Origin of the sequence: Dyadobacter sp., assembly GCF_017744695.1 — a bacterium.
GTDB lineage: Bacteria > Bacteroidota > Bacteroidia > Cytophagales > Spirosomataceae > Dyadobacter.
On sequence record NZ_JAGIAS010000008.1, the window covers coordinates 345,068 to 366,187 of the forward strand.

Genomic DNA, 21,120 nt, shown 5'->3' on the forward strand with positions numbered 1-21,120 from the left:
CAGAATTTTTTAAATCAGTAATAAGAATGGGAAAACCAACCGGATTTTTAGAGTTTGAAAGGGAGTTGCCGAAAAAAAGAAGCGTAGAAGAGCGTTTGAAGGACTACCGTGAGATTGAAACCGCACCGACCGACTCTAATTCCAAACAGCAGGCAGCCCGTTGTATGGACTGCGGAATTCCTTTTTGCCATAATGGTTGTCCGCTGGGCAACATCATACCCGAGTTCAACGACGCGGTGTATGATGAAAACTGGGGACTGGCCTACGAAATATTAGCGTCTACCAACAACTTCCCTGAATTCACAGGCCGCATTTGCCCCGCTCCTTGCGAAGCATCCTGCGTACTGGGTATCAACAAGCCGCCGGTAGCGATCGAGTACATCGAGAAATCGATCATCGAAAAGGCATTCGAGTTAGGTTTGGTGAAACCGCGCATTCCTAAAACCCGTACCGGCAAAAAAGTGGCTGTGGTAGGTTCAGGCCCTGCGGGTATGGCGGCTGCTTACCAGCTCAACCAGGCCGGTCACTCGGTGGTATTGCTCGAAAGAGCGGATCAAATCGGTGGTCTGGTACGCTACGGTATCCCCGATTTCAAACTCGAAAAAAGCATTATCGACCGTCGTATCGAGGTAATGGCAGCCGAGGGCGTTGAATTCCGTACCGGCGTGAACGTAGGTGTGGATATCAAAGCAGAAGAACTGCAAAACGAATTCGACGCGGTGTTGCTGACCGTTGGTTCGACTGTTCCTCGTGATGTAAAAATCCAGGGCCGTCATTTCAAAGGCGTACACTTCGCAATGGAATTCCTGAGCCAGCAAAACAAACGCGTAGCCGGTATCGACCGCGTGGTAGATCACCGCGGCGTGGCTTATTCAAACGGTGAAATCCTCGCTACCGACAAGCACGTTGTCGTAATTGGTGGTGGTGATACGGGTTCCGACTGCGTGGGTACTTCTGGCCGTCACGGCGCGAAATCCGTAACGCAGATCGAGCTCATGCCAATTCCGCCAAAAGAACGCGATGCAAGCACCCCATGGCCGAACTGGCCGATGATGCTCCGCACATCGACTTCGCACGAGGAAGGCTGCGACAGACATTGGTCTATCAACACCAAAGAATTTGTTGGTGATGAAAACGGCAATCTGGTTGCATTGAAAATCGTAGACCTCGACTGGCAGAAAGACCCTGAATCGGGCCGTATGCAAATGAGAGAGGTGGAAGGCAGCGAGCGTACCATTCCTTGCGACCTGGCGTTCCTGGCGGCCGGCTTCCTGCACCCGCAGCAAGAAGGCCTGCTGAGTGACCTCGACCTGGAATTCGACGAGCGTGGTAATATCAAAACCAACGGGTACCAATCGACTTCCAACGAGAAAGTATTCGCAGCAGGCGACTGCCGCCGCGGACAATCACTCGTGGTATGGGCGATCAGCGAAGGTCGTGAAGCGGCACGTTCGGTGGACGAGTACCTGATGGGCGAGTCATTCCTCGAAGCCAAGGCTGTGTCCATGCTGAATCCTGTATTTGCTCACGCATAAACGATACAGGTTTAAGCCAGCCTCTATATATTGTTATTGCAAGAAAGCTGCCGGAAAGGGCAGCTTTCTTGTTGAATGATTCATATATAATCCTCTATAAAATCGCAAGGCTGTCTGATAAAGCAGCTTTTTTTATTTTATTTGAATGATTATATATGAATCATATCGTCCGTTTACGGCATGTTCTTGCATCACTCCCCATTCTGGCTGAAAGCCTTTTTCCCCGGTTTTACCTGGCACATTCCTGTCAGGGAAAAGACCATCTTCCTCACATTCGATGATGGCCCTATTCCCGATATTACCGAGCAAGTGCTTGAATTATTAGCCAAATTCGACGCCAAAGCCACTTTTTTCAGCATTGGCGCCAATGTGCAGAAACACCCGGATGTTTACGAATTGGTCAAAAACGGCGGCCACTCGATTGGCAACCACACGTTCAACCATATGAACGGCTGGAAAACCGAAGACGCCATTTACCTTGAAAACATTCAGCAATGCACCGAGCAACTGAACCTCGAAACAAAGCTCTTCCGCCCGCCTTACGGACGCATTAAGAAGAGCCAGTCGAAAGTCGTTTTGCGCGACAAACAGATCATCATGTGGGATGTACTCAGCGGCGACTTTTCCGCCGAAATCAGTCCGGATATCTGTTTAAAAAAATCCATTCAACACACCCGACCTGGCTCGATCGTGCTTTTCCACGACAGCATTAAGGCGTCAAAGAACATGCTTTATGCATTACCGAGATACCTCGAAACTTTTACGGAACGCGGTTACAGGTTTGAAGCGTTGGAAATGCGGTAGGCTGTAAGCTATAAGCTATAAGCCGTAGGTAAAAAAGCCGAAAGCCGACTGCCGACTGCCGACTGCCGAAGTCCAACAAACCCTTTCCTTAAAAACCAACCACAAAAAAGCATACAGCCTAAGGCTTACAGCTTAAAGCCCCATAACAATGATCGACACCCACGCCCACATATACAGCGACGACTACACCGAAGACCGTACCGAAATGCTCGATCGCGCCTGGAATGCCGGTATCGAGCAGATATGGATGCCCAACTGCGACCACGAGACCATCGAAGGCATGCTCGCACTCGCCGAAAAATACCCCGGCAAATGCCTCCCGATGATCGGCCTGCACCCTACTTACGTGAAGGAAGATTTTGAAAAGGAATTGCAGATCATGGAAGAATGGCTCGGTAAATACCAGTTCATCGCCGTCGGTGAGATCGGAATGGACCTTTTCTGGGATGTCACATTCAAAGAGCAGCAGGAAAAGGCATTCCTCTACCAATGCGGCCTCGCGCGCAAGCATAACCTCTGGATCGACATTCACAGCCGGAGCGCATTCCGGGAAACTGTAAAATTGATTGAAGATTTCGCCGACCCCGCATTGACCGGCATTTTCCATTGCTTTACCGGCACATTGGAAGAAGCGCAGAAAGCCATTGAACTCGGTTTCAAACTCGGCATCGGCGGCGTGGCTACATTTAAGAACGGGGGATTGGACAAAGTGATCCCGCACGTCGGCATCGAGCATTTGGTACTGGAAACCGACGCGCCTTACCTCGCACCTGTCCCCTTTCGCGGTAAACGCAACGAAGTCGCTTATATCGATCTCGTAGCCCAGCGCGTGGCCGATCTCAAAGAAATGACCAAAGCCGACGTGATCGTCGCCACTACCGCAAATGCGAAAAGCATGCTTGCTAAGGTGCCTTAATAAGTTATATCAAATGCGCGTCGTCAACAGACTATCAAAATGAGTTATACCAAAATACATATCAACCCCATTTCCCCCGAACCAACTAGTGGTTCCGTGCTCGTGATCTACACCGGAGGCACACTGGGCATGGTGTACGAAACCAAAGGCAAGCAGCTCGTCCCATTTGACTTCCAACAGATCATCGAAAAAGTCCCCGAGATCAGCCGGCTGGATTTCGACATTACCTTTCTCTCATTACCCGAGCCTATTGATTCCTCGAATATGCACCCGTCGATCTGGATCGAGCTGGCCTGCATTATCGAGGAGCATTACGAGCGGTTCGACAGCTTCGTGATCCTGCACGGCACGGACACAATGGCTTACACCGCCTCCGCATTGAGTTACCTGCTCGAAAACCTCAACAAGCCCGTCATTCTCACGGGTGCGCAGCTGCCCATAGGCGTAGCGCGCTCGGACGCGCGTGAGAACGTAATAACAGCGTTGGAACTGGCCGCCGCCAAAAACGAGGAAGGCCGTCCCATTATCACCGAGGTTTGCATTTATTTCAATTCCAACCTGCTCCGCGGCAACCGTTCCAAAAAGCAGGAAAGCTCGGATTTCAATGCATTCCATTCTGAAAACTATCCCGCGCTCGCGAATGCAGGTGTGCGCATTGAATACAACCTTCCGTATATCAAACCCTATAAACCAGGCCTGACACTGAAAGTCCACAAAAGTTTCGACAACAATGTGGCGTTCCTGAAAATGTTCCCAGGCATTAGTCAGCAAGTAGTGGAATCGATTCTGAACATCGCCGGCCTGCGCGGCATCGTGCTCGAAACTTACGGTGCCGGCAACGCTACTACTGAGCCCTGGTTTCTGAACGCCATCAGCAATGCCATCGAGCGCGACATCGTCATATTTAACGTCTCCCAGTGCGACGGCGGCCGCGTATCGCAAGGGCAGTACCAGACCAGCAAGTTCCTGCAACAGATCGGCGTCATCAGCGGCTCCGACATCACTGCCGAAGCCGCCATCACCAAAATGATGTACGTTTTCGCCTGTGAAAGCCGAGGCGGGGCGTGCATCGACATGCTCGGTAAGCCATTACGCGGAGAAATGAGCATTTGATTTTGCTGCTGCATTTGGAAACAACAATCTGTTCACTATATTTGCAGCCCGATAGAGAGGTGCCCGAGTGGTTGAAGGGGCCACCCTGGAAAGGTGGTATGTGGGTAACTGCATCGAGAGTTCGAATCTCTTCCTCTCTGCTGATAAGAGTAACAAAATCCTGTAAATAAACCATTTACAGGATTTTTCTTTTTTATAACCCAGTCAATATACTTGCTTGCGAAGGGATTCTACAATCCTGTCCATGGCTTCTATTTGTTATTTCCCTGTTTACCTTGAAATTCATTTGTCATGATGTACTCAAACCCCTTACTCACTACGCAAGCTTTTCACCGGATTGGTCAATGCGGCTTTGAGACTCTGGAAGCTCACTGTGAGTAATGCAATGCCAATGGCCAGCAATCCCGCCAGCGCATAAACCCACCAGCCGATGGTAACCCTGTAAGCGAAATCGTTCAGCCATTGGTTCATCCCCCACCACGCAACCGGCGACGCAAGTACGAAACCTATCAGCACCAGTTTGACAAAATCTTTCGAAAGTAAAGCAACCACGCTGCCCGTGGAAGCGCCCAGGACTTTCCGGACACCTATTTCTTTCGTGCGCTGCGCAGCGGTGTAAGTGGCTAATCCGAATAATCCCAGGCAAGCGACGAAAATAGTCAGGCTGGAAAAAAGGGTTAATACTTGTCTCATTTTTTGATCGGCTGCATAAACCTGCTCAAAGCGGTCGTCCAGAAATGAATACGAGAATGGGGCGGCAAGTGAAAATGACTCCCACTGTTGTTTCAAAGAAGCCAATAACTGAGGAAGGTGATCCGTACGGGTTTTGAGAAGAATATTACCGGAATTATTCCCCAAAAACAGCACGAGCGGCCCGATCTTATGCCGCAAGGATTCGAAATGAAAGTCGCTCACCACGCCGATAACGCGGTAGATTCTTTTAGTTCCGTCATCGTCGGTGTGCCCTATTAGCTCTTTACCGATTGGTCCCTGCGTCCATCCCAGCGCACGCACAGCGGTTTCATTCAAGAGGACGGCGGACGAATCGCTGGCCAATTCCTTTGAAAAGTTGCGTCCCTGCACAATGTGCATTCCAAGCGTAGGAATGTATTCATAGTCAATATGATACAAGCGACTGGCCACTCCTATTTCGGGATTTTCTTTCGGCATGACGGCCGCATTATCGGAACTAACACTCCCCACAGGCACGTCCCCCGAAAGAGTTGTGGCAACGACCTGGGGAATCTGGGCAATCTGATCCCGAAATATTGCTTCATTCTTGCGAAGCATATACGTTTCATGAATCACCAGTACCCTCTCACGATCAAAACCGACTTTTTTGGATTGCATAAAGCGCAGTTGCTCGTCAGCCGTGAGGGTGGCAATGATGAGCGTGATGGTGATAAAAAATTGAAAAATTACCAAAACGCTTCTAAAATTGAGCCCCCCGCCCCCACCGCTATCAACACGTCCTTTCAATGCCGACACAGGCTTAAATGACGAGAGGTAAAACGCCGGATAACTGCCAGCTAACAGCCCCACCATTAGCGCAACCACTAATGATGCAGCCATCAGCAGCGGACTGGCCGAATCACGCAATGCAAATGCGCTACCCGTCAGCTGGCTGAAATAGGGTTGTGCGGCAATCGCAATAAGCATTCCGATAAACAGCGCCATCAATGCCAGCAGAACCGATTCTGTCAGGAACTGCTGACGCAACTGTGTTTTCTGCGAGCCCAGTACCTTGCGTACGCCTATCTCGCGCGAGCGTCTGACAGCCCTGGCCGTTGAGAGATTCATAAAGTTCACACAGGCAATCATGAGCATAAAAATGGCTATCGCTATCAGCACATACACATTTTGAATGTCGCCTCCTGGTTTCAGCTCGGCTCCGGCAAACGGGGATCGAAGGTGAATATCGGTAATGGGTTGAAGAAAAATCTCGAATTTATCGCCTCTTGCACAGAACTGTTCGAGGCTGACACTTAGAAACTTACGCAACTCACCTTCTATTTGCTTCTCAGCGAGTTGCGGGCTTTTCACAATCAATTTCTTATAGTCATATTTTTCGGGCAGCAGCACATAGGTATAGAAATTCATATTGTCAAGCCAGCCAACAGTTTGTGCTTCTTTGAAACCGGCCAGCGAAGCGAGCATATCGAACTCAAAATGGGAATTCGTTGGCACGCTTCCGACCACCGCCGTAACCCGATAGGGCGCCTTTTCACTCCCAAACAGCAACACTTTTCCGATTGGCTCCTGATCTCCAAAGTATTTCCGCGCAATTTCTGCGGTAATTATCACTGTATTGGGTTCAGTCAGCGCTTTCTTTGGATTTCCTTTGATGAAATGAAGGGTAAAAACATCAAAAAAAGTCGAGTCGGCATACAGCAACCTTTCTTCCTTGAATGCTGTGGTCCCATTGCTAACAAACTTTCCTCCCTGATTCCGCACACGCGTGGTTTGCAGCACCTCTGGAAACTCCTGTTGCAGATCCCTGGCGGCGGTAGGCCCCAACGTCGGTCCATTCACATCCTTGCCATTCAAACGCAGATTAACTCCCACCCGGAAAATACGTTCCGCATATTCGTGGCAGCGATCATAGGAAAATTCCTGCTGCACGTACGCCATGATCAACAGGCATGTAGCTAGCCCAATAGCCAACCCAATCACATTGATAACCGTCGAAACCTTCTCCCGTTTCAGGTTCCGTAACGCGATTTTCAGATAATTACGAATCATATGGAATGCGAGGTTAACACACCAGAGAATATAGTTGCCAATATCCGGAAGATGTCAGAAAGACATTCCAGGTTGCTTGCAATGGTGGCGTGCCGGAAATAATAATCCTCGCACGGCTGTTGATTCCCCGCAATCAGGACAATGCAGGATTGGGCCCTAAAAGAACTTGACGTCCTCCCAGGTATTCAGACGGTTAAAGTCCGATGTTTTGATTTAACAAAGCTGCCAACGGGAAACAGACCTGACCTATTTCCAATGACTTGAAGATCACCTTTAAGTCTGTATCCGTTGGTATTCGCGGATTCATCGCCATGTATGCCCATTGCAGGCCGGCTGCGTATTACCAAACCTCCCTCCAATCACCTATTTACCCAATACACGCTTAAAGAAACCGTAGGTATGTATAATCGCTAACCATGCGTTCCTTTTCACGGCATCAAACCAGTTCGCGATACCGACGTATGGCGTCTGCCTGATCTCCCCAAAATTTTGTTCGATATAGGCTTTGGCATTTCGTTCGGCATTCTCGTAAATATCCCGACTGGTATTCGCCTGCGTGCCGCTTCCGGTTCTATCGAATGGAGCGTGTAACGCATAGTCCTCCAAACACAAATGTTTGAAAACATATCCTTTTTTATACATGTCGTGCGACCAGACCGTGGCCGTATCTACGCCGCCCCAGTTTCCCCCATAACAGCCGATGTTCCCGTTGGGTACGGTTTCGAGCCGGTATTTGTCGACATCGATAAGGGCACAATACTCATTTAACCGACATTCCGGTAGCATGTGAACCCTGCCGTGTTTGATAACCTCCATCTGGAGTTTTTGCCTGGGAGTGGCATAGGCGGCCGTTATTTCCAGGGCTTCCTCCATCGACGGAACATACTCCCGATATATATACGAGTTGCATTTATTCCCCCAGGCAGGACCGGCAGGGCAAGACCAGCATTGGCCGATCGACCCGACACCGGCTAAATTGGGTTCGCCGGCATCAAATTCTTTGAGCATGTCCCCGATCATATCTTTGGAATAGAGCATATCATTGTGCATGATGCACAAATACCGCTTATCCGTGGTTTCCAAGGCATACTGGTACATAATGCTCTGCCGCCAGCGTGTATCGGTTTTTGCCCGCTCAATATCCATCACGCCTAACCCCAGATGGTGGTAAGGGTATTGAACGACCAGCCGTACATCGGGGTCATTCCGGAAGTAGTCGATAACTTTGAAAATGCCCACATAATCGTTGTGAGGCTGCTTTCTTTCCCTTGAAAAATAGATTTTGTCAATGTGCGCACCACTGTATTTCATCAGTGTCTTTATGGTAACAATTGCCTGGTAAGGTTTACCATAAAATGCGATGCTAACATCTACCCTTTTGCTCATCGTTAAAACTTTGATCTATGATGGTCACAGTTCTCCGGGGACCTGAATGGTCCCTCTGATTTATACTTTTATGAACAATAGATTGAAATAGTGATCGCGGCCCTTTCTCCTTCCGGATTTCATGCCCTTAAATTAAAGAAATACTACCGAACTGTCATGGAAGCTCGTCCGATGATACAAAGTAATTAGGTGCTATCCGCTAAATTTATAAACTAATGTCTTTGTAACCAAACAACACTTAAACATTAAACCATCAAGACCTTAACCTTATGGAGCAATACCAAAACCCAGGTGACAGAGCCTATACCCAAACGCTGATCGATGCTGCTAAAAAGGAGGCAGTGGCTTTTCTGAATTTGAAGCACACCGCGGAACGTGCGGACGGAGTAATCCCCGTCAAATACCGCGAATTGATGTCTATCGCCGTTGCGCTGACGACCCAGTGTTCTTTCTGCATTGAGTCGCATATCGAAAACGCCGTTAAAGCGGGTGCAAGCCGCGAAGAAATTGCAGAAACAGTTTTCATCGCTGCGGCTTTACGTGCCGGCGGCGCAGTCGGGAATGGGTTGTTTGCTATGCGACTATTTGAAGAAATTAGTCAGAAGCAATCTTAGCATAGCTCCCAATATGCCCTCTGATAGCTTTCAAAAGTGCAAGTTTGTCCAAACATTCATACATTTACAGATTATTTAATAAAAAATCTACTTTTCTTCTAAGTGTTTCCGGCGGTGAGAACGACATTATATAAAAAGCCGCTTGAACCGGCTTTTGTCGGCATTTTTTAACCCGCTAATCATGGATAGTTTGGAATTGTCTGATCATCACGAGGATGGTCCCGGCCAGCCCGCTCCTCCCGGCCACGGTCCGGACCGGCTTTCGCCCCGGCCGGCATTTCCTGCCGAATCGGAGATGTTGCTGAAAAAGGCATTTGAATCGGACACCAATACCGGGATCGAGCTCCTTTTCCGCTGGTACTACCGGCCTTTGTGCAGCCACGTGGTACGCTATGTATCATCGAAGGAAATAGCGGAGGATATCGTATCCGAAGTTTTCTACAAATTCCATAAGGACAAGGTTTTTGCGAACGTAGAGACATCTTTCCGTAACTACCTGTTTTCGGCCGTGCGATACAGTGCATTCGATTATGCCAGGTTGGAAATGAAGCGGAATACCTCGCTGGAACATGCCGAATATGTGACGCTTCAGCCGGAACAGCAGCCCGACCATATTACGCAATATGAAGACCTGTACAACGATGTACAGAATGCCATCAACGCGCTTCCGCAAAAGCAGCGCCGGGTGTACCTCATGCACCGCTATGAGGGCAAAAAATACAGTGAGATTGCCACAGAACTGGGCGTATCCTACCGGACGGTGGAGTCGCAGATGTACACGGCGATGCAGGAGCTCAGGAGGATTATCAAGGCCAAATGGCTGTTCGCGCTGTTCTTCCTATTCAACTAGTCCCAGCCTTTACCGCGCGGGAACACATTATCCGTAAAATTAACCATGAAAGATCCAATAAACAAAGAACTGATTTTCAACTACTTTTCAGGAAATGCAACCGCACTCGAAAAGGACCTGATCGATCGCTGGAGTACCGATCCCCGGGCCAGGGAACAATTGTTCATCTGGCTGGTGGAATGGGAAAATCAGAACATTCAGTACAATGCGGACGTCGAGCAAGCACTTACGCGCCATTTCGCGCGCATGGACGAGCTGGCGGTGGAAAGCGATGAACCACCTGCCGTGGCACGACCGGTACTGAGGTTACGGGCACAAAAGTCCCGGCTCATCGCAGCGGCGGTTGCATTGGTGGTACTCGCAGGTGGATGGCTCGTGCGCGATCGCATGCGCTATGAGATTCACACGACCGGTTTTGGTCAGATTGAAAGGCTGGTACTGCCAGATGGCAGCAAGGTCGTGCTCAACGCCAACTCCACACTCCGGGTTCCGCGATTTGGCTTTGGAAAAACCACCCGGGATGTATACATGACCGGTGAGGCGGATTTTGCTATCACACACACGGCCAGTCATCAGAAATTCATCGTGCACACGGAAAAGAATTTTGATGTGGAGGTGCTGGGCACGGAGTTTAACGTATATGCACGACCGCGGCGTTCACGTGTTGTGCTCAACAAGGGTAAAGTCAAACTGCATTACCTGAAAGGCTCGGAGACCGATCAGATCGTGATGAGGCCCGGAGACCTTGTCACTTTCGATGCCCCCGGACATGCATCCCTCAGGAAAACAACCAATCCGGCCAACTATTCGGCCTGGAAGGCCCATCGGTTTGTTTTTGAGAATGAAAGCCTGCGCGAGATATGCGACCTGTTTGAAGACAATTTTGGTTTGAAAATCCAAATACCCGACTCCACCCTCGCCGCACAAACGGTTTCCGGCTCCTTCACGGCTCTGAATGCCGAAGAACTCTTTGAAATACTGGCCGACGACTCCGGACTGTCCTATTCCCGTTCGGAGGATGGAAAAGTCATCACACTCGATTATTAATGCCATTCATCTAAACCTCTGACTACCATACCAACCCCTTAATCTTTTCTTACCCTGCTTAAAACCCATTTTCTATGAAAAGACCGTTACGATCCCTTCTATTCGTGTTGGCAGCAGCGGGCGCCGGTTCGCCCGGCCACGCACAGTTGCTGGCGGCCATCGGACAGCGGCAACATCCGTTCGTTGCCCAGCAATCTACCAGAAGTCTGAAATCAGTATTGCAGGATTTCAAAACCCATTACAAAGTCGACATCCTCTATTTCGACAGCGTCGTGCAAGGCTACGAGGTGCCGTTAAGCGCACTCGATTTTCAGGCCAATGCGGAAAAATCCCTCGCCCGGATTCTGAAACCGCTCGGCTTGAAATACCGGAAGTCCAAAACCGGCGGGTATATCGTGATCAAACCGTTGAAGGGCGATAAGAAACCCCCACAGGCCCCGGTATCCAATGCGGCCGAACAGCCAGCCGACAGCCCGCTCCGCGCATTGTCTTTCATCGCCTCTACGGGTGGACAAACTACCGGCGCAACAGCCGAAATCGTGCTTAAAGGCAAAGTGTCCGACGACAAAGGCGCAGGATTACCCGGCGTAAGCGTGGTAGTGAAGGGTACGCAGCGCGGGACGATCACCGACGAAAACGGCGAATTCAAAGTGGAGGCGGCTGACAAAGATGCGGTTCTGGTTTTTTCGTTTGTTGGATTTTTGTCGCAGGAAATCGTTGTCGGAAATAAAACACGCATCGACGTAACGCTGGCCTCCGACACCAAAGCCCTTGAAGAGCTCGTGGTCGTCGGTTATAGTTCACAGAAAAAGTCGCTGATGACCGGCTCCGTAGCTTCGATGAATGTCACGGAGGAAATGCAGAATATCCCTACGACTTCTACCGGCAATTTGCTCTCCGGCAAGCTGGCCGGCGTCTACATCGGTACGCCCAACGGTATACCCGGTACGAACCCGCAAATCAGCATTCGAACGGGCTCCTCGCTCAATGCGCAGCCGGTGACTTACGTCATCGACGGCATTATCAGAACCTGGGAGGACTTCAACAATTTGAGTCCTAACGAAATAGAAACCATCTCCGTTTTGAAGGATGCCGCCTCGGCCGCCGTCTATGGGTCGCGCTCTGCCGGTGGGGTAATCCTGGTCACCACGAAAAGAGGAAAAACGGGAATCCCATCTTTCAATTATTCCTTCAATACCGGGTTCGATACCCGCACCAAAAATGTGCCCCTTACCAGCGCAGTGCAGGCAGGTGAGCTATACAACCGCATCAACGGCAACTCCGACCCCGCAGGCTGGGCGTGGTCGCAGGAGGAGATCGACCATTACAAAACCATCAACAACGGATGGGGCTACGATCAGCTGGAATCGGTTTGGCGCAACCCCTCCACATCGCAGCATAACCTGAACGTCTCCGGCGGCACCGAGAAAGTAAAATATTTCGCCGGCGCTTCCTATGTCAAACAGAATGGCTTTTTAAAACCGCTGACGTACGACAAATACAATATCCGTCTGAACACGACCGTCGACGCGACCAAGGATCTGCAATTCTTTGTCGGTCTGGGCCTGAGCAATAATCTTCAGGGGAATGTCACCTGGGAAGGCCCGCAATCACTTTACAGAAAATTGCTCGTGTGGCAGCCTGACCAGCCTGTGTACACCGACAGCGGCAAACTGCTCGACTACGGCTGGATCGCCAACGTGGGCGGAACCGTAAACGGACATGGCGGGTACGATAAGAGCAATTTCCTGAGACCGCAGGTCGTCCTGAATGCCACTTATAATATTCCGGTCATCAAGGGCCTTAGCGCGAAAGCCATATTCAGCAAGAATTTCAGCAGCTACCGCCGTAAGGTTTTCCAGAAGAGCTATCAGATGAATATCATGAAGCGGGACGGTGCTAACAAGCACATTATCCATACCGACGATGCCAGCATTATCGGTACCAAGGCATCAACCAACATCTCCAAGGATTACCTGCGAACCGACGCGTCGTGGGGGCAGGATTACCAGCTTGACCTCCAACTGAACTATGAAAATACGTTCAACAATATCCATCACGTGCAAGGCATTCTGGTGTATGAAAAAGCGGAGACCAGCGGAAGCGGTATTTATGCGGGCCGTGAAACGTTCCCCGTTTACACGACCGACCAGTGGTGGGCAGCCAGCAACGCACGCGCCGACGATTATGCAGGCGGAAGCAGCGACTACGTAAATGGCCGGGCTTCATACATTGGCCAGTTCAACTACGATTACGACGAGAAGTACCTGGCTACCTTCTCATTCCGGAAAGATGGTTCGATGAACTTCGCGCCCGATAAAAGGTGGGGCTTTTTCCCCGCTGGCGCACTGGGGTGGGTGGTGTCCAAAGAGCCCTTCTTTCCGGCATCCTCCGGCATCGATCAGCTGAAACTCCGCGTATCGGCCGGTCTTACCGGAAACGACGCAATCGGCTGGTTGAATGGCAGCCCGGTACTGACCAGCTGGCTCTGGCAGGAATCCTACAAGCAGGGAACTTCCGCTTATTTTGGTACAGAACCTAAAACCGCAACAGGGATAACCTATGGCTCGGTGGTGAACCCGAACCTGACCTGGGAGAAAGCATTGACCTATAATGCGGCCGCCGACATCTCCTTCCTGAAAAACTGGACGGCAACAATAGAATACTGGAAGCGAAAGTCCTACGATATTCTCGGCCCGAGAACCCTATCCATTCCACCGACATTCAGTCTCAACTTGCCGGCAGAAAACTATGGGGTGATCAAAGCACAGGGATTCGACCTGAGTGTAGGTTATGAAAACAAAAAGGACAAGGCATTCAGCTACTACGGCGCTGTCAATGCTTCGTATGGTTGGAACAAAGTTGTCACGCAAGATTACGCGCAAAACGCGCTATCTATCGACGTACCGACAGGCAGGTCCATGACCGTCATCAGAGGTTTTCAGTTCGACCGTATTATCCGCACGCAGGCAGACCTTGACAAGTTCAACGCAGAACATCCCAAGTATTCGTACAATGGCATTGCCCCTGAGCTCGGCATGATGACCTACAAGGACCTGAGCGGCCCACAAGGTACTCCTGACGGCATCATCGACACCTACGACCGTGTGGTGATCAAAGCGAGCAATTTCCCGATCGTGTACGGGCTAAACCTCGGTGGTACGTGGAAAGGGTTCAGCGTAGACCTGATGTTCAACGGGAGTCTGAAACAACAGAAGTCATTCCGCGACCTGGCAGCCGGCGTGGAATGGAACCGGATGTACTCTGCGTGGTACGATGACAGCTGGACGCCCGAAAACCCCAATGCGACTTTGCCTAAGCGGGTCTCGGCCAATCAATCCAACACCTACGGCGCGGAGTCCAACTTCTGGTACCGTAATGCGGGTTTTGTCCGGCTGAAATACCTCACAGTAGGCTACACCATCCCTAAGCACCTGTACAACAAGGCACTGGAAAACGTGAAGCTCTATTTTTCAGGTACCAACCTGTTTAACCTGACCGGCTTCTCGTACTACGATCCCGAAATCGGCGACGGCACGGCATATCCTGTCATGCGGAATTTCAACTTCGGTATCAATGTCACATTCTGATCAATGTTAAAGGATTTAATCATGCGAAAATATTTTAAAAACCTTCCGTTCTCATTGCTGTTTGCGGCCGTTATGATGGTACCGCAAGCCTGCGAACCCAACCTCGACTACGAGAATACGAATGCGATCAACCCGGATAACGTCTGGAATGACGAAAAGCTGATTACCGCGTTTCTCACGGACATTCACGGCAATATGATCCCATCCTGGCCTGTCAACGGCAATAGCAGCGATGAGGGCATGAACTCCCCCGGGTCCATGGGCACTTACCTGCGGGGAATCATCAGCGTAGCTTCGGACGGACAGAACCTGGTTTATACCAATATCGACAAGATCAACTTTTTCCTCGCACGAATCGCGGATGTGTCGCCCGCGATACTTTCCGAAGAGAAGCAGCAGCAAATGACCGGTCAGGCGCTTTTCTGGCGGGCATGGGATTACTTTGGCAAGGTGACGATCTTCGGAGGGGTGCCGCTGATACTGAAACCTCAGGATCCTGCCAACAAGGAGAGCCTCTTCGTACCAAGGAGCAAAACATCCGAATGCATGACGCAGATTCTCGCCGACCTCGACGCCGCCATCGCCGCATTGCCCGACCAATGGGATAATGCCAACTATGGACGGATCGACAAAGGAACAGCCATGGCTTTCAAAGGGAAAGTGTTGCTTTGGTACGCGAGCCCGTTGTTCAACCCATCGAACGACCAGTCGCGTTGGCAAAAGGCCTATGAGGCCAACAAAGCTGCCGTTGATTTCCTGAAAACGCAGGGAAAAGGCCTGCTCGGCGCATACGGGCAAATCTGGAAACAGGAGCGCAATAAAGAGGTGATTATGGTCAGTCAGTTCTCCTACCCCGATCATCCCTTCAACCAGGCGGGCATCCGCCCCCAACCACTCACCCAGGGCGACGCGAATAAGAACCAGCCGTTGCTGCCGCTATTGAATGCCTATCCGAAAAAGGACGGCTCACCGATGCAGTTCGATGCGGCAAAACTGGCGACCGACCCGGCTTACAATGAGCAGTACCTGACAGATTTTGTCACCAATCGCGACGACCGGTTCTACGCAACGATTTTCACCGGTGGTACGCCCTATCCCACCCCCGATCTCCCCACAGGCACCCGTTACTGGAGCGCTTGGAGGAAAGCCGCAGATGCCTCCGCGCCCGGCGGTTTCAAATATGTTTCGCTCGCGAGTGACCAGAAAGCCGTTACGATCGGCGCTGGCGTTTCAGGGTTCTTTTGTATCAAAGGGCTCGATAATACACTTACCAGTACAGTCATCGGCAATGCATCAACCGACTGGGTGGAAATACGTTTCGCGGAAGTGCTGATGCATTACGGCGAAGCAGCCAATGAGGTGGGTAAGCAGGAGGAAGCTCTGCAGGTGTTGAAGGATATCCGTGCGCGGGCAGGCATTACGCCGGGCACATCGGGCAAGTACGGCATTACGGCTACCACGCAGGCAGGCATCCGCGAAGCCTACATGGCGGAGCGGTTCGTGGAGTTCGCATTTGAAAACAAGCGGTGGAACGATCTGCGGCGATGGAAGCGATTCGACGTGGTGAATAAAACCGGGTTTCGTCAGGGTATCTATTTTGTATTGAAGGATGGCGCCAAAATTGACTGGACCGACGACATTTCCGACGCCCCAGTCCGCAAGAAATTCACGGCGGTATTCATCGAAAACCTCGATGGCGACCCGCAATACAAGTTCAATCTTGATACGAACCATTGGTTTTACCCCATCAGTCAGACAGACCTCGAAGCCAGCTCCGCATTGAAGCAAAATGTCGAATGGGGTGGTACATTTAACCCATTGGAATAAAAACAAAGTAGGTCACGGGGGCGATGATGCTTACTCTTAATGAATAGGCATCATCGCTTTTTTATGAAGGTCACCTTTCAGGAAGCGTGTTTATTAATTATTACCCAGCTATGCGATTCCAATTTTCCAAAACATTTGTTTCAAGCCTGATTGCCGTTTTTCTGGCATCCTGTGCCTATGCCCAGCATGATTTCAGTACCCGTTATTTTAAGATCCACATCAACAACAAGGGATGGATCACGAGTATGAAAAATGTCACGGGTAAAACGCACCAGCGCGAGTTCAGCCCCACCGACAAGCCGTCGCCCCTATTATCACTTTTCGACAGTAAAAACAACAAGCATTACCAGCCGACAAAAGCCGTTTTTAACAAAACCAAACAGGCATTTACGCTGCATTATGCCAATGGCTCGGTGGCTACGGTTGCGCTCGTCCCGCAACAGAAATACTTCAAACTGACCCTGCAATCGCTCCACCCCCGCAACGGCATCGATAATGTGCAGTGGGGCGCTTATCATACCAATATCACCAACCTTTTCGGCGAGATCATCGGTGTGGCGCGGGATACGAGCGAAGCGGTCAACTACGCCATCGGAATGCTGGCGCTTAATGACAACACCCTCGGTGGCACGTCCGAAACCGTGGCCGACGCGGCGCCATTCCAATACATCATCCACAGCCCGGACAAGAAGCGTTTCCCGCTTCCCGCCCAACTGCATGAAGGCCAGATATTCCCCATCGGCGGCGATGGGATCAGCGATGTGGCGTTTTATGCCCATAAGGAGCCCTATTACCGGATTCTGTATGGTAATGCTGCGCAGATCGACGCACAGGGCAGAATATCCATTGCATACAACTCCAGGGACAGGGCCCCCAAAAGAACCGTATTCTTTTCCCTGATCCCCAACATGGAAGCCAATATCCCGAACCACCTGGATGTACAACCACTCCCAGGTATCGATTATGTGGGCTCTTCGGTGGCATTCTGGGGCAGTCCCGATAGTACTGCCCTGCTGGATGTCGTCCGGAATATCGTATTATCCGAAGGCTTGCCCTACCCTACCTTTAATGGCAAATGGGTCAAAGACCCTTCCGCGTACAGGCCCGACGTACTCACCAGCGGCGGTGTGTACGATAGCATTGTACCTTATACCCATCAATTGGGTTTCAAGGCTATCAGCCTGTACGATCAGGGTTTTATCCGCCCCGACCGCGGCAATGGAGGATACATCGATGGAAAGAACTTTGAGAAAAAACCTTTGAAAATGGCGGCAGGGGATAAATCCCACAAGGAACTTTCCGAAATCGCCGCCCGGCTCGGCATTATCATCGGCCGCACACCCATCACCACCGCGCTCGCACCCGGTACCCACGACGCCAGCCCTTTCCCGAGCGACAGCCTTTGTTATCAGCAAAAGCGCATTCTCACGCAAAGCATCACGGCCTCCGACACCCTGATATTCGTCAACGATCCCCAGTACCTGGATGAAATAGCCAGCTGGGAAGGCCATTGCAAGAACCTGAACATGATCAAGATCGGCAAGGAGCTCATTCATTACCTGGGCATTTCCAAAGAGGCCCCATACCGGTTGCTCAACGTGAAACGAGGCTACTGGAACACCACAACCACCCATCACGCGGCCGGTGACACCATTTACAAGCTGCAAGTGACGATCAATTACGGTTACGACGGGCTGATCCCCAATATGCAGTTGCAGGACCAGATCGCCGCGTATTATGCGACGGTTTGTAAAGTCAACGGCATGGCCTACTACGATTTCGACGGTCAGGAGTTTTTGTTCAACAACGGCCACGGGTACTACTCCGTCAAACGCTTTTTCCGTCACATGTTTGAAAAAGCCCAATCGCTGGGTGTGCCTTACATCCGATTCACCGGATCGACGCTTTCCGAAGGTTCCTGGCATTACCAGAGTGTGTGGAATGTGGGTGGGGGTAAAAACCTATACGATGTGGATACACGGGAATGGGGCAGCAGCACGAGCCAGGGCAAGGATCTCCGCGACGTTACCTATGCCAATTTCTTCCCGTCGGGAATGGGCGGCAACTTCCCGATCAAGGCGGGCTCGACAGTGGCGCAATATGAGCACATTCAGGCCATCTCCGTAGGTATTGGCTCTACTTACAGCCTTCAAATCAACCAGAAAGATGTAGAAGCCTGCACGGAGAAATATGCGATTTTCAAAGCCATCAGGACCTGGGAAAATGCCCGGGCCGCCAATGCGTTCCCCAGGTGGCTCAAAAAGCAGCTTGCCGACCCTGTTAACCAGTTCCACCTCGAAGAACTTGACAAGGATACCTGGAAGCTCTACAAAACCGACCTTGACGGCCGAAACAGCAAGCCGTTCTGCGTACTCAAAAGGCAGGCTCTTTAATAAATCAGGCCCGGGGGCTTTCGTCTCCGGGCCTTTTCATTATAAAAGCCCGCAAGTCAATGACCTGCGGGCTTATGCATCACCGATTAACCTAATGGACTAAATAGCATGAATATGCCATAACAGCCTTTAATTTACAATTACTTCGTCGACAAACAGCCAACCTTTGTTGCCTTTACCCGAATGCCAGGCTGGTATTTTTGAAAGCGGTTTCGCAACCAGTTTGATGCAGCTCAGCTGTTGAGGCTCAAATCCGGCTTCATAAACAATATTCTCCGTGCCCGGAATGTCTTTGGCCGGGATTTCCGGGGTGATTACTTTCAATAATTTCAGTGTTTTCGGATCGGCACCGCCCCACACCTCGATCCTGGTGGGCTCGAAGATGAAGCTCCCGAAACTCCGCAACGTACTCAGCGTCACAACACTGGCTTTTACCGGTTTTTTAAAGAACAGATAGCTCTGGAAATCATTCTCGACATAGCCCAGCCAGGTGCCGCTTACGCGCTCGGTGTCGCCAACTTTGCCGTCGGAGACCGAAGCGGCCCCTTTGGCATGGTACCGCTGATCTACCGGCGTGATCAGCTGCGCACTATCGACGTGAAAACCTTCTTTGAAAAACAACTTGCTCACCTGTGTGCTGCCATACCATCCTTTCCTGAATGCCCTTGCTTTGAGCTTTAAGTTTCCGTTGATGGAAATCGGCTTGTCATAAATAGGAGATGTCGCGCTATCAGGCTCGGAGCCATCCAGCGTGTAACGGACGACGGTGCCGGCAATCTGATGTTTCATGGCCACCGTTTCTCCCTTGCCTATCAGCTGCTTCTCGTTGATGATCACCGGCGGGTTAAGCGCCATCACGAGTGTGTCGCTGCGGAAACCGGTTTCAAATGCGATCTTTTGGCCCTTTTTCAAAGTTTCCAGTTCCTGCGGGCTAATGCCGGTGCTCCACAGATAAACCCTTCTGAGCGCGGGAAAACCATCGAGCGATTTGACATGTGCCATGGTAATGCCGGTGCCGCTCAGCGAAAGCTCCCGCAGATTAGCCAGTTTTTTAAGCTCAGGCAGGTTGCCGCCGGTAATATCTGTGAAATTCAATATCAACCTGCGGAGTTCGGGGAACTTGGCCAGCGTTTTGATATCCTCGTCCTTCACGGGCATTTTACTCAAATCCATCGATACGATCTGATCTTTCAATGGCAGCAGCCCTTCGATGTCCTGGCTTTTGAAACTAGCCCTGTTATAAAAATTCACGAACAATGCCGGAGATCCTGCCGACAATGGTTTAATCAGGCGATAGTTGGTGTTGAGCTTCCTCACCTCGTCGGCGGATGCGGCGCTGAACGTGTATTGCTCCTCGGTACGATCCCCGCCCAGCACATTCTGCGCGTAAGCATACACCGGACTTTGGGGCGAAAGCGAACTCACCAGTTGGTCGAAGCGCGAACCGCTTTTTACCCAGGCCGCGAGCAATACCACTTCCTCTTCCGTCAATTGTACTTTACCGCGCGGCGGCATATGCTTTTTATCGTCCAGCGGCAAATGCAGGCGGCTGATCAGCAGTCCCAGATCCGCTTTGGTGGTATCCCAAAGCACCCCGCCTTTTCCGCCCTTTTGGAGCAAGGCTTGCGTCTGCATTTGTAATCCGCCTTTCGATTTTTCTTCGTTATGACAGGAAAGACATTTCTGTTCAATTACCGGTTTTACCAGGTGCTCGTATACTTTGGCCTCCTCGAAAGCCACATGCTGGGCAGGCTCGGCCGATGGCCCCAGCGGAGAGATCAGGAAATCCTCGCCATGGGTGAGATTACCGCCCAAATGCCCGCCTACGAAAAGCAGCACCAGGAATGCCCCCGCAACCACCTTTGCCCCGGCCGTCCACGGCAACAGGGACTTTCTTATCCCGTACCAGATCACGGCAGCAATGGAAATGGCGATACCCAGCCATTTGTGCCAAAGCAGTGTGTCGGATTCATAACCGTCCTCGTGCGATAAAACAAAGCCGGAAAACGCCGCTACTGCGGCCGTAAATGTGCCAATGACAAGCAGACTCTCGGCGAGCCCTTCATTCCAGGCGGGAGAATCCGGCTTCCGCACAATCAGTACCCAGAGGCTGTAAAGGATCAGCACAACCAATGGAAAGTGCAACACGAGCGGGTGCATTCTTCCCAACGCCTGCATCCACTGCGGAACAGCAAACCGGCTTTCGAAGAATAGCAGAAATACGAGCAATCCATTCAGGAAAAAGGCCATGTTATATACGTACCCTTTCCAATCCGACAAAATTCTACTCACTGTATTAGAGG

Annotated in this window: 13 protein-coding genes and 1 tRNA gene; 11 read left to right on the top strand and 3 right to left on the bottom strand. The window is 50.9% G+C overall.

Annotated elements, in window-relative coordinates:
* Window positions 1–26 precede the first annotated feature (26 nt).
* From J7619_RS26660 to J7619_RS26680, 5 genes are all read left to right on the top strand, one after another.
* Complete coding sequence (locus tag J7619_RS26660; protein WP_291206235.1) at window positions 27–1,535, top strand: glutamate synthase subunit beta; 1,509 nt, start codon at window positions 27–29, stop codon at window positions 1,533–1,535.
* A 180-nt stretch (window positions 1,536–1,715) separates the two neighbouring features.
* Window positions 1,716–2,339, top strand: coding sequence for a polysaccharide deacetylase family protein (locus J7619_RS26665; RefSeq protein ID WP_291206238.1), 624 nt, complete (start codon window positions 1,716–1,718; stop codon window positions 2,337–2,339).
* A gap of 148 nt (window positions 2,340–2,487) precedes the next feature.
* Complete coding sequence (locus tag J7619_RS26670) at window positions 2,488–3,255, top strand: TatD family hydrolase (protein WP_291206240.1); 768 nt, start codon at window positions 2,488–2,490, stop codon at window positions 3,253–3,255.
* 39 nt (window positions 3,256–3,294) lie between these two features.
* Entirely contained in the window at window positions 3,295–4,368 is a 1,074-nt protein-coding gene (locus J7619_RS26675; RefSeq protein ID WP_291206242.1) for an asparaginase, read from the top strand.
* Between the two features lie 53 nt (window positions 4,369–4,421).
* Window positions 4,422–4,508, top strand: a tRNA-Ser gene (locus J7619_RS26680).
* Between the two features lie 169 nt (window positions 4,509–4,677).
* On the opposite strand, the gene J7619_RS26685 is transcribed toward J7619_RS26680, so the two are convergent.
* Window positions 4,678–7,110 (bottom strand): ABC transporter permease, encoded by a 2,433-nt coding sequence (locus J7619_RS26685; RefSeq protein ID WP_291206244.1) that lies wholly within the window; start codon window positions 7,108–7,110, stop codon window positions 4,678–4,680.
* A gap of 363 nt (window positions 7,111–7,473) precedes the next feature.
* Entirely contained in the window at window positions 7,474–8,496 is a 1,023-nt protein-coding gene (locus J7619_RS26690) for a hypothetical protein (RefSeq protein WP_291206247.1), read from the bottom strand.
* 269 nt (window positions 8,497–8,765) lie between these two features.
* Between J7619_RS26690 and J7619_RS26695 the strand changes: the two genes are divergently transcribed.
* The 6 genes from J7619_RS26695 (at window position 8,766) to J7619_RS26720 (ending at window position 18,817) form a co-directional block, all read left to right on the top strand.
* Complete coding sequence (locus tag J7619_RS26695; RefSeq protein WP_291206249.1) at window positions 8,766–9,110, top strand: carboxymuconolactone decarboxylase family protein; 345 nt, start codon at window positions 8,766–8,768, stop codon at window positions 9,108–9,110.
* A gap of 181 nt (window positions 9,111–9,291) precedes the next feature.
* Window positions 9,292–9,960 carry an RNA polymerase sigma-70 factor gene (locus tag J7619_RS26700; RefSeq protein WP_291206252.1) on the top strand — a complete coding sequence of 223 codons (669 nt, stop codon included), beginning with the start codon at window positions 9,292–9,294 and terminating at the stop codon, window positions 9,958–9,960.
* Window positions 9,961–10,005: 45 nt separating this feature from the next.
* On the top strand, window positions 10,006–11,007 hold the full coding sequence (locus tag J7619_RS26705; RefSeq protein ID WP_291206254.1) for a FecR family protein: 1,002 nt from the start codon (window positions 10,006–10,008) through the stop codon (window positions 11,005–11,007).
* Between the two features lie 74 nt (window positions 11,008–11,081).
* Window positions 11,082–14,597: a TonB-dependent receptor gene (locus J7619_RS26710; RefSeq protein WP_291206257.1), complete on the top strand. Its 3,516-nt coding sequence runs from the start codon at window positions 11,082–11,084 to the stop codon at window positions 14,595–14,597.
* Window positions 14,598–14,618: 21 nt separating this feature from the next.
* On the top strand, window positions 14,619–16,424 hold the full coding sequence (locus J7619_RS26715) for a RagB/SusD family nutrient uptake outer membrane protein (protein WP_291206261.1): 1,806 nt from the start codon (window positions 14,619–14,621) through the stop codon (window positions 16,422–16,424).
* Window positions 16,425–16,534: 110 nt separating this feature from the next.
* Window positions 16,535–18,817, top strand: coding sequence for a hypothetical protein (locus tag J7619_RS26720; protein WP_291206264.1), 2,283 nt, complete (start codon window positions 16,535–16,537; stop codon window positions 18,815–18,817).
* Between the two features lie 129 nt (window positions 18,818–18,946).
* On the opposite strand, the gene J7619_RS26725 is transcribed toward J7619_RS26720, so the two are convergent.
* Window positions 18,947–21,109, bottom strand: a complete 2,163-nt coding sequence (locus tag J7619_RS26725; RefSeq protein ID WP_291206267.1) for a chitobiase/beta-hexosaminidase C-terminal domain-containing protein — start codon at window positions 21,107–21,109, stop codon at window positions 18,947–18,949.
* Between the last annotated feature and the right edge of the window lie 11 nt (window positions 21,110–21,120).

Excerpts from the sequence above, each read along its gene's own strand:
- J7619_RS26685 (WP_291206244.1), bottom strand. The coding sequence starts at position 7,110 with ATGATTCGTAATTATCTGAAAATCGCGTTACGGAACCTGAAACGGGAG.
- J7619_RS26720 (WP_291206264.1), top strand. The coding sequence starts at position 16,535 with ATGCGATTCCAATTTTCCAAAACATTTGTTTCAAGCCTGATTGCCGTT.
- J7619_RS26715 (WP_291206261.1), top strand. The coding sequence starts at position 14,619 with ATGCGAAAATATTTTAAAAACCTTCCGTTCTCATTGCTGTTTGCGGCC.
- J7619_RS26690 (WP_291206247.1), bottom strand. The coding sequence starts at position 8,496 with ATGAGCAAAAGGGTAGATGTTAGCATCGCATTTTATGGTAAACCTTAC.
- J7619_RS26665 (WP_291206238.1), top strand. The coding sequence starts at position 1,716 with ATGTTCTTGCATCACTCCCCATTCTGGCTGAAAGCCTTTTTCCCCGGT.
- J7619_RS26660 (WP_291206235.1), top strand. The coding sequence starts at position 27 with ATGGGAAAACCAACCGGATTTTTAGAGTTTGAAAGGGAGTTGCCGAAA.
- J7619_RS26675 (WP_291206242.1), top strand. The coding sequence starts at position 3,295 with ATGAGTTATACCAAAATACATATCAACCCCATTTCCCCCGAACCAACT.
- J7619_RS26700 (WP_291206252.1), top strand. The coding sequence starts at position 9,292 with ATGGATAGTTTGGAATTGTCTGATCATCACGAGGATGGTCCCGGCCAG.
- J7619_RS26670 (WP_291206240.1), top strand. The coding sequence starts at position 2,488 with ATGATCGACACCCACGCCCACATATACAGCGACGACTACACCGAAGAC.
- J7619_RS26695 (WP_291206249.1), top strand. The coding sequence starts at position 8,766 with ATGGAGCAATACCAAAACCCAGGTGACAGAGCCTATACCCAAACGCTG.
- J7619_RS26705 (WP_291206254.1), top strand. The coding sequence starts at position 10,006 with ATGAAAGATCCAATAAACAAAGAACTGATTTTCAACTACTTTTCAGGA.
- J7619_RS26710 (WP_291206257.1), top strand. The coding sequence starts at position 11,082 with ATGAAAAGACCGTTACGATCCCTTCTATTCGTGTTGGCAGCAGCGGGC.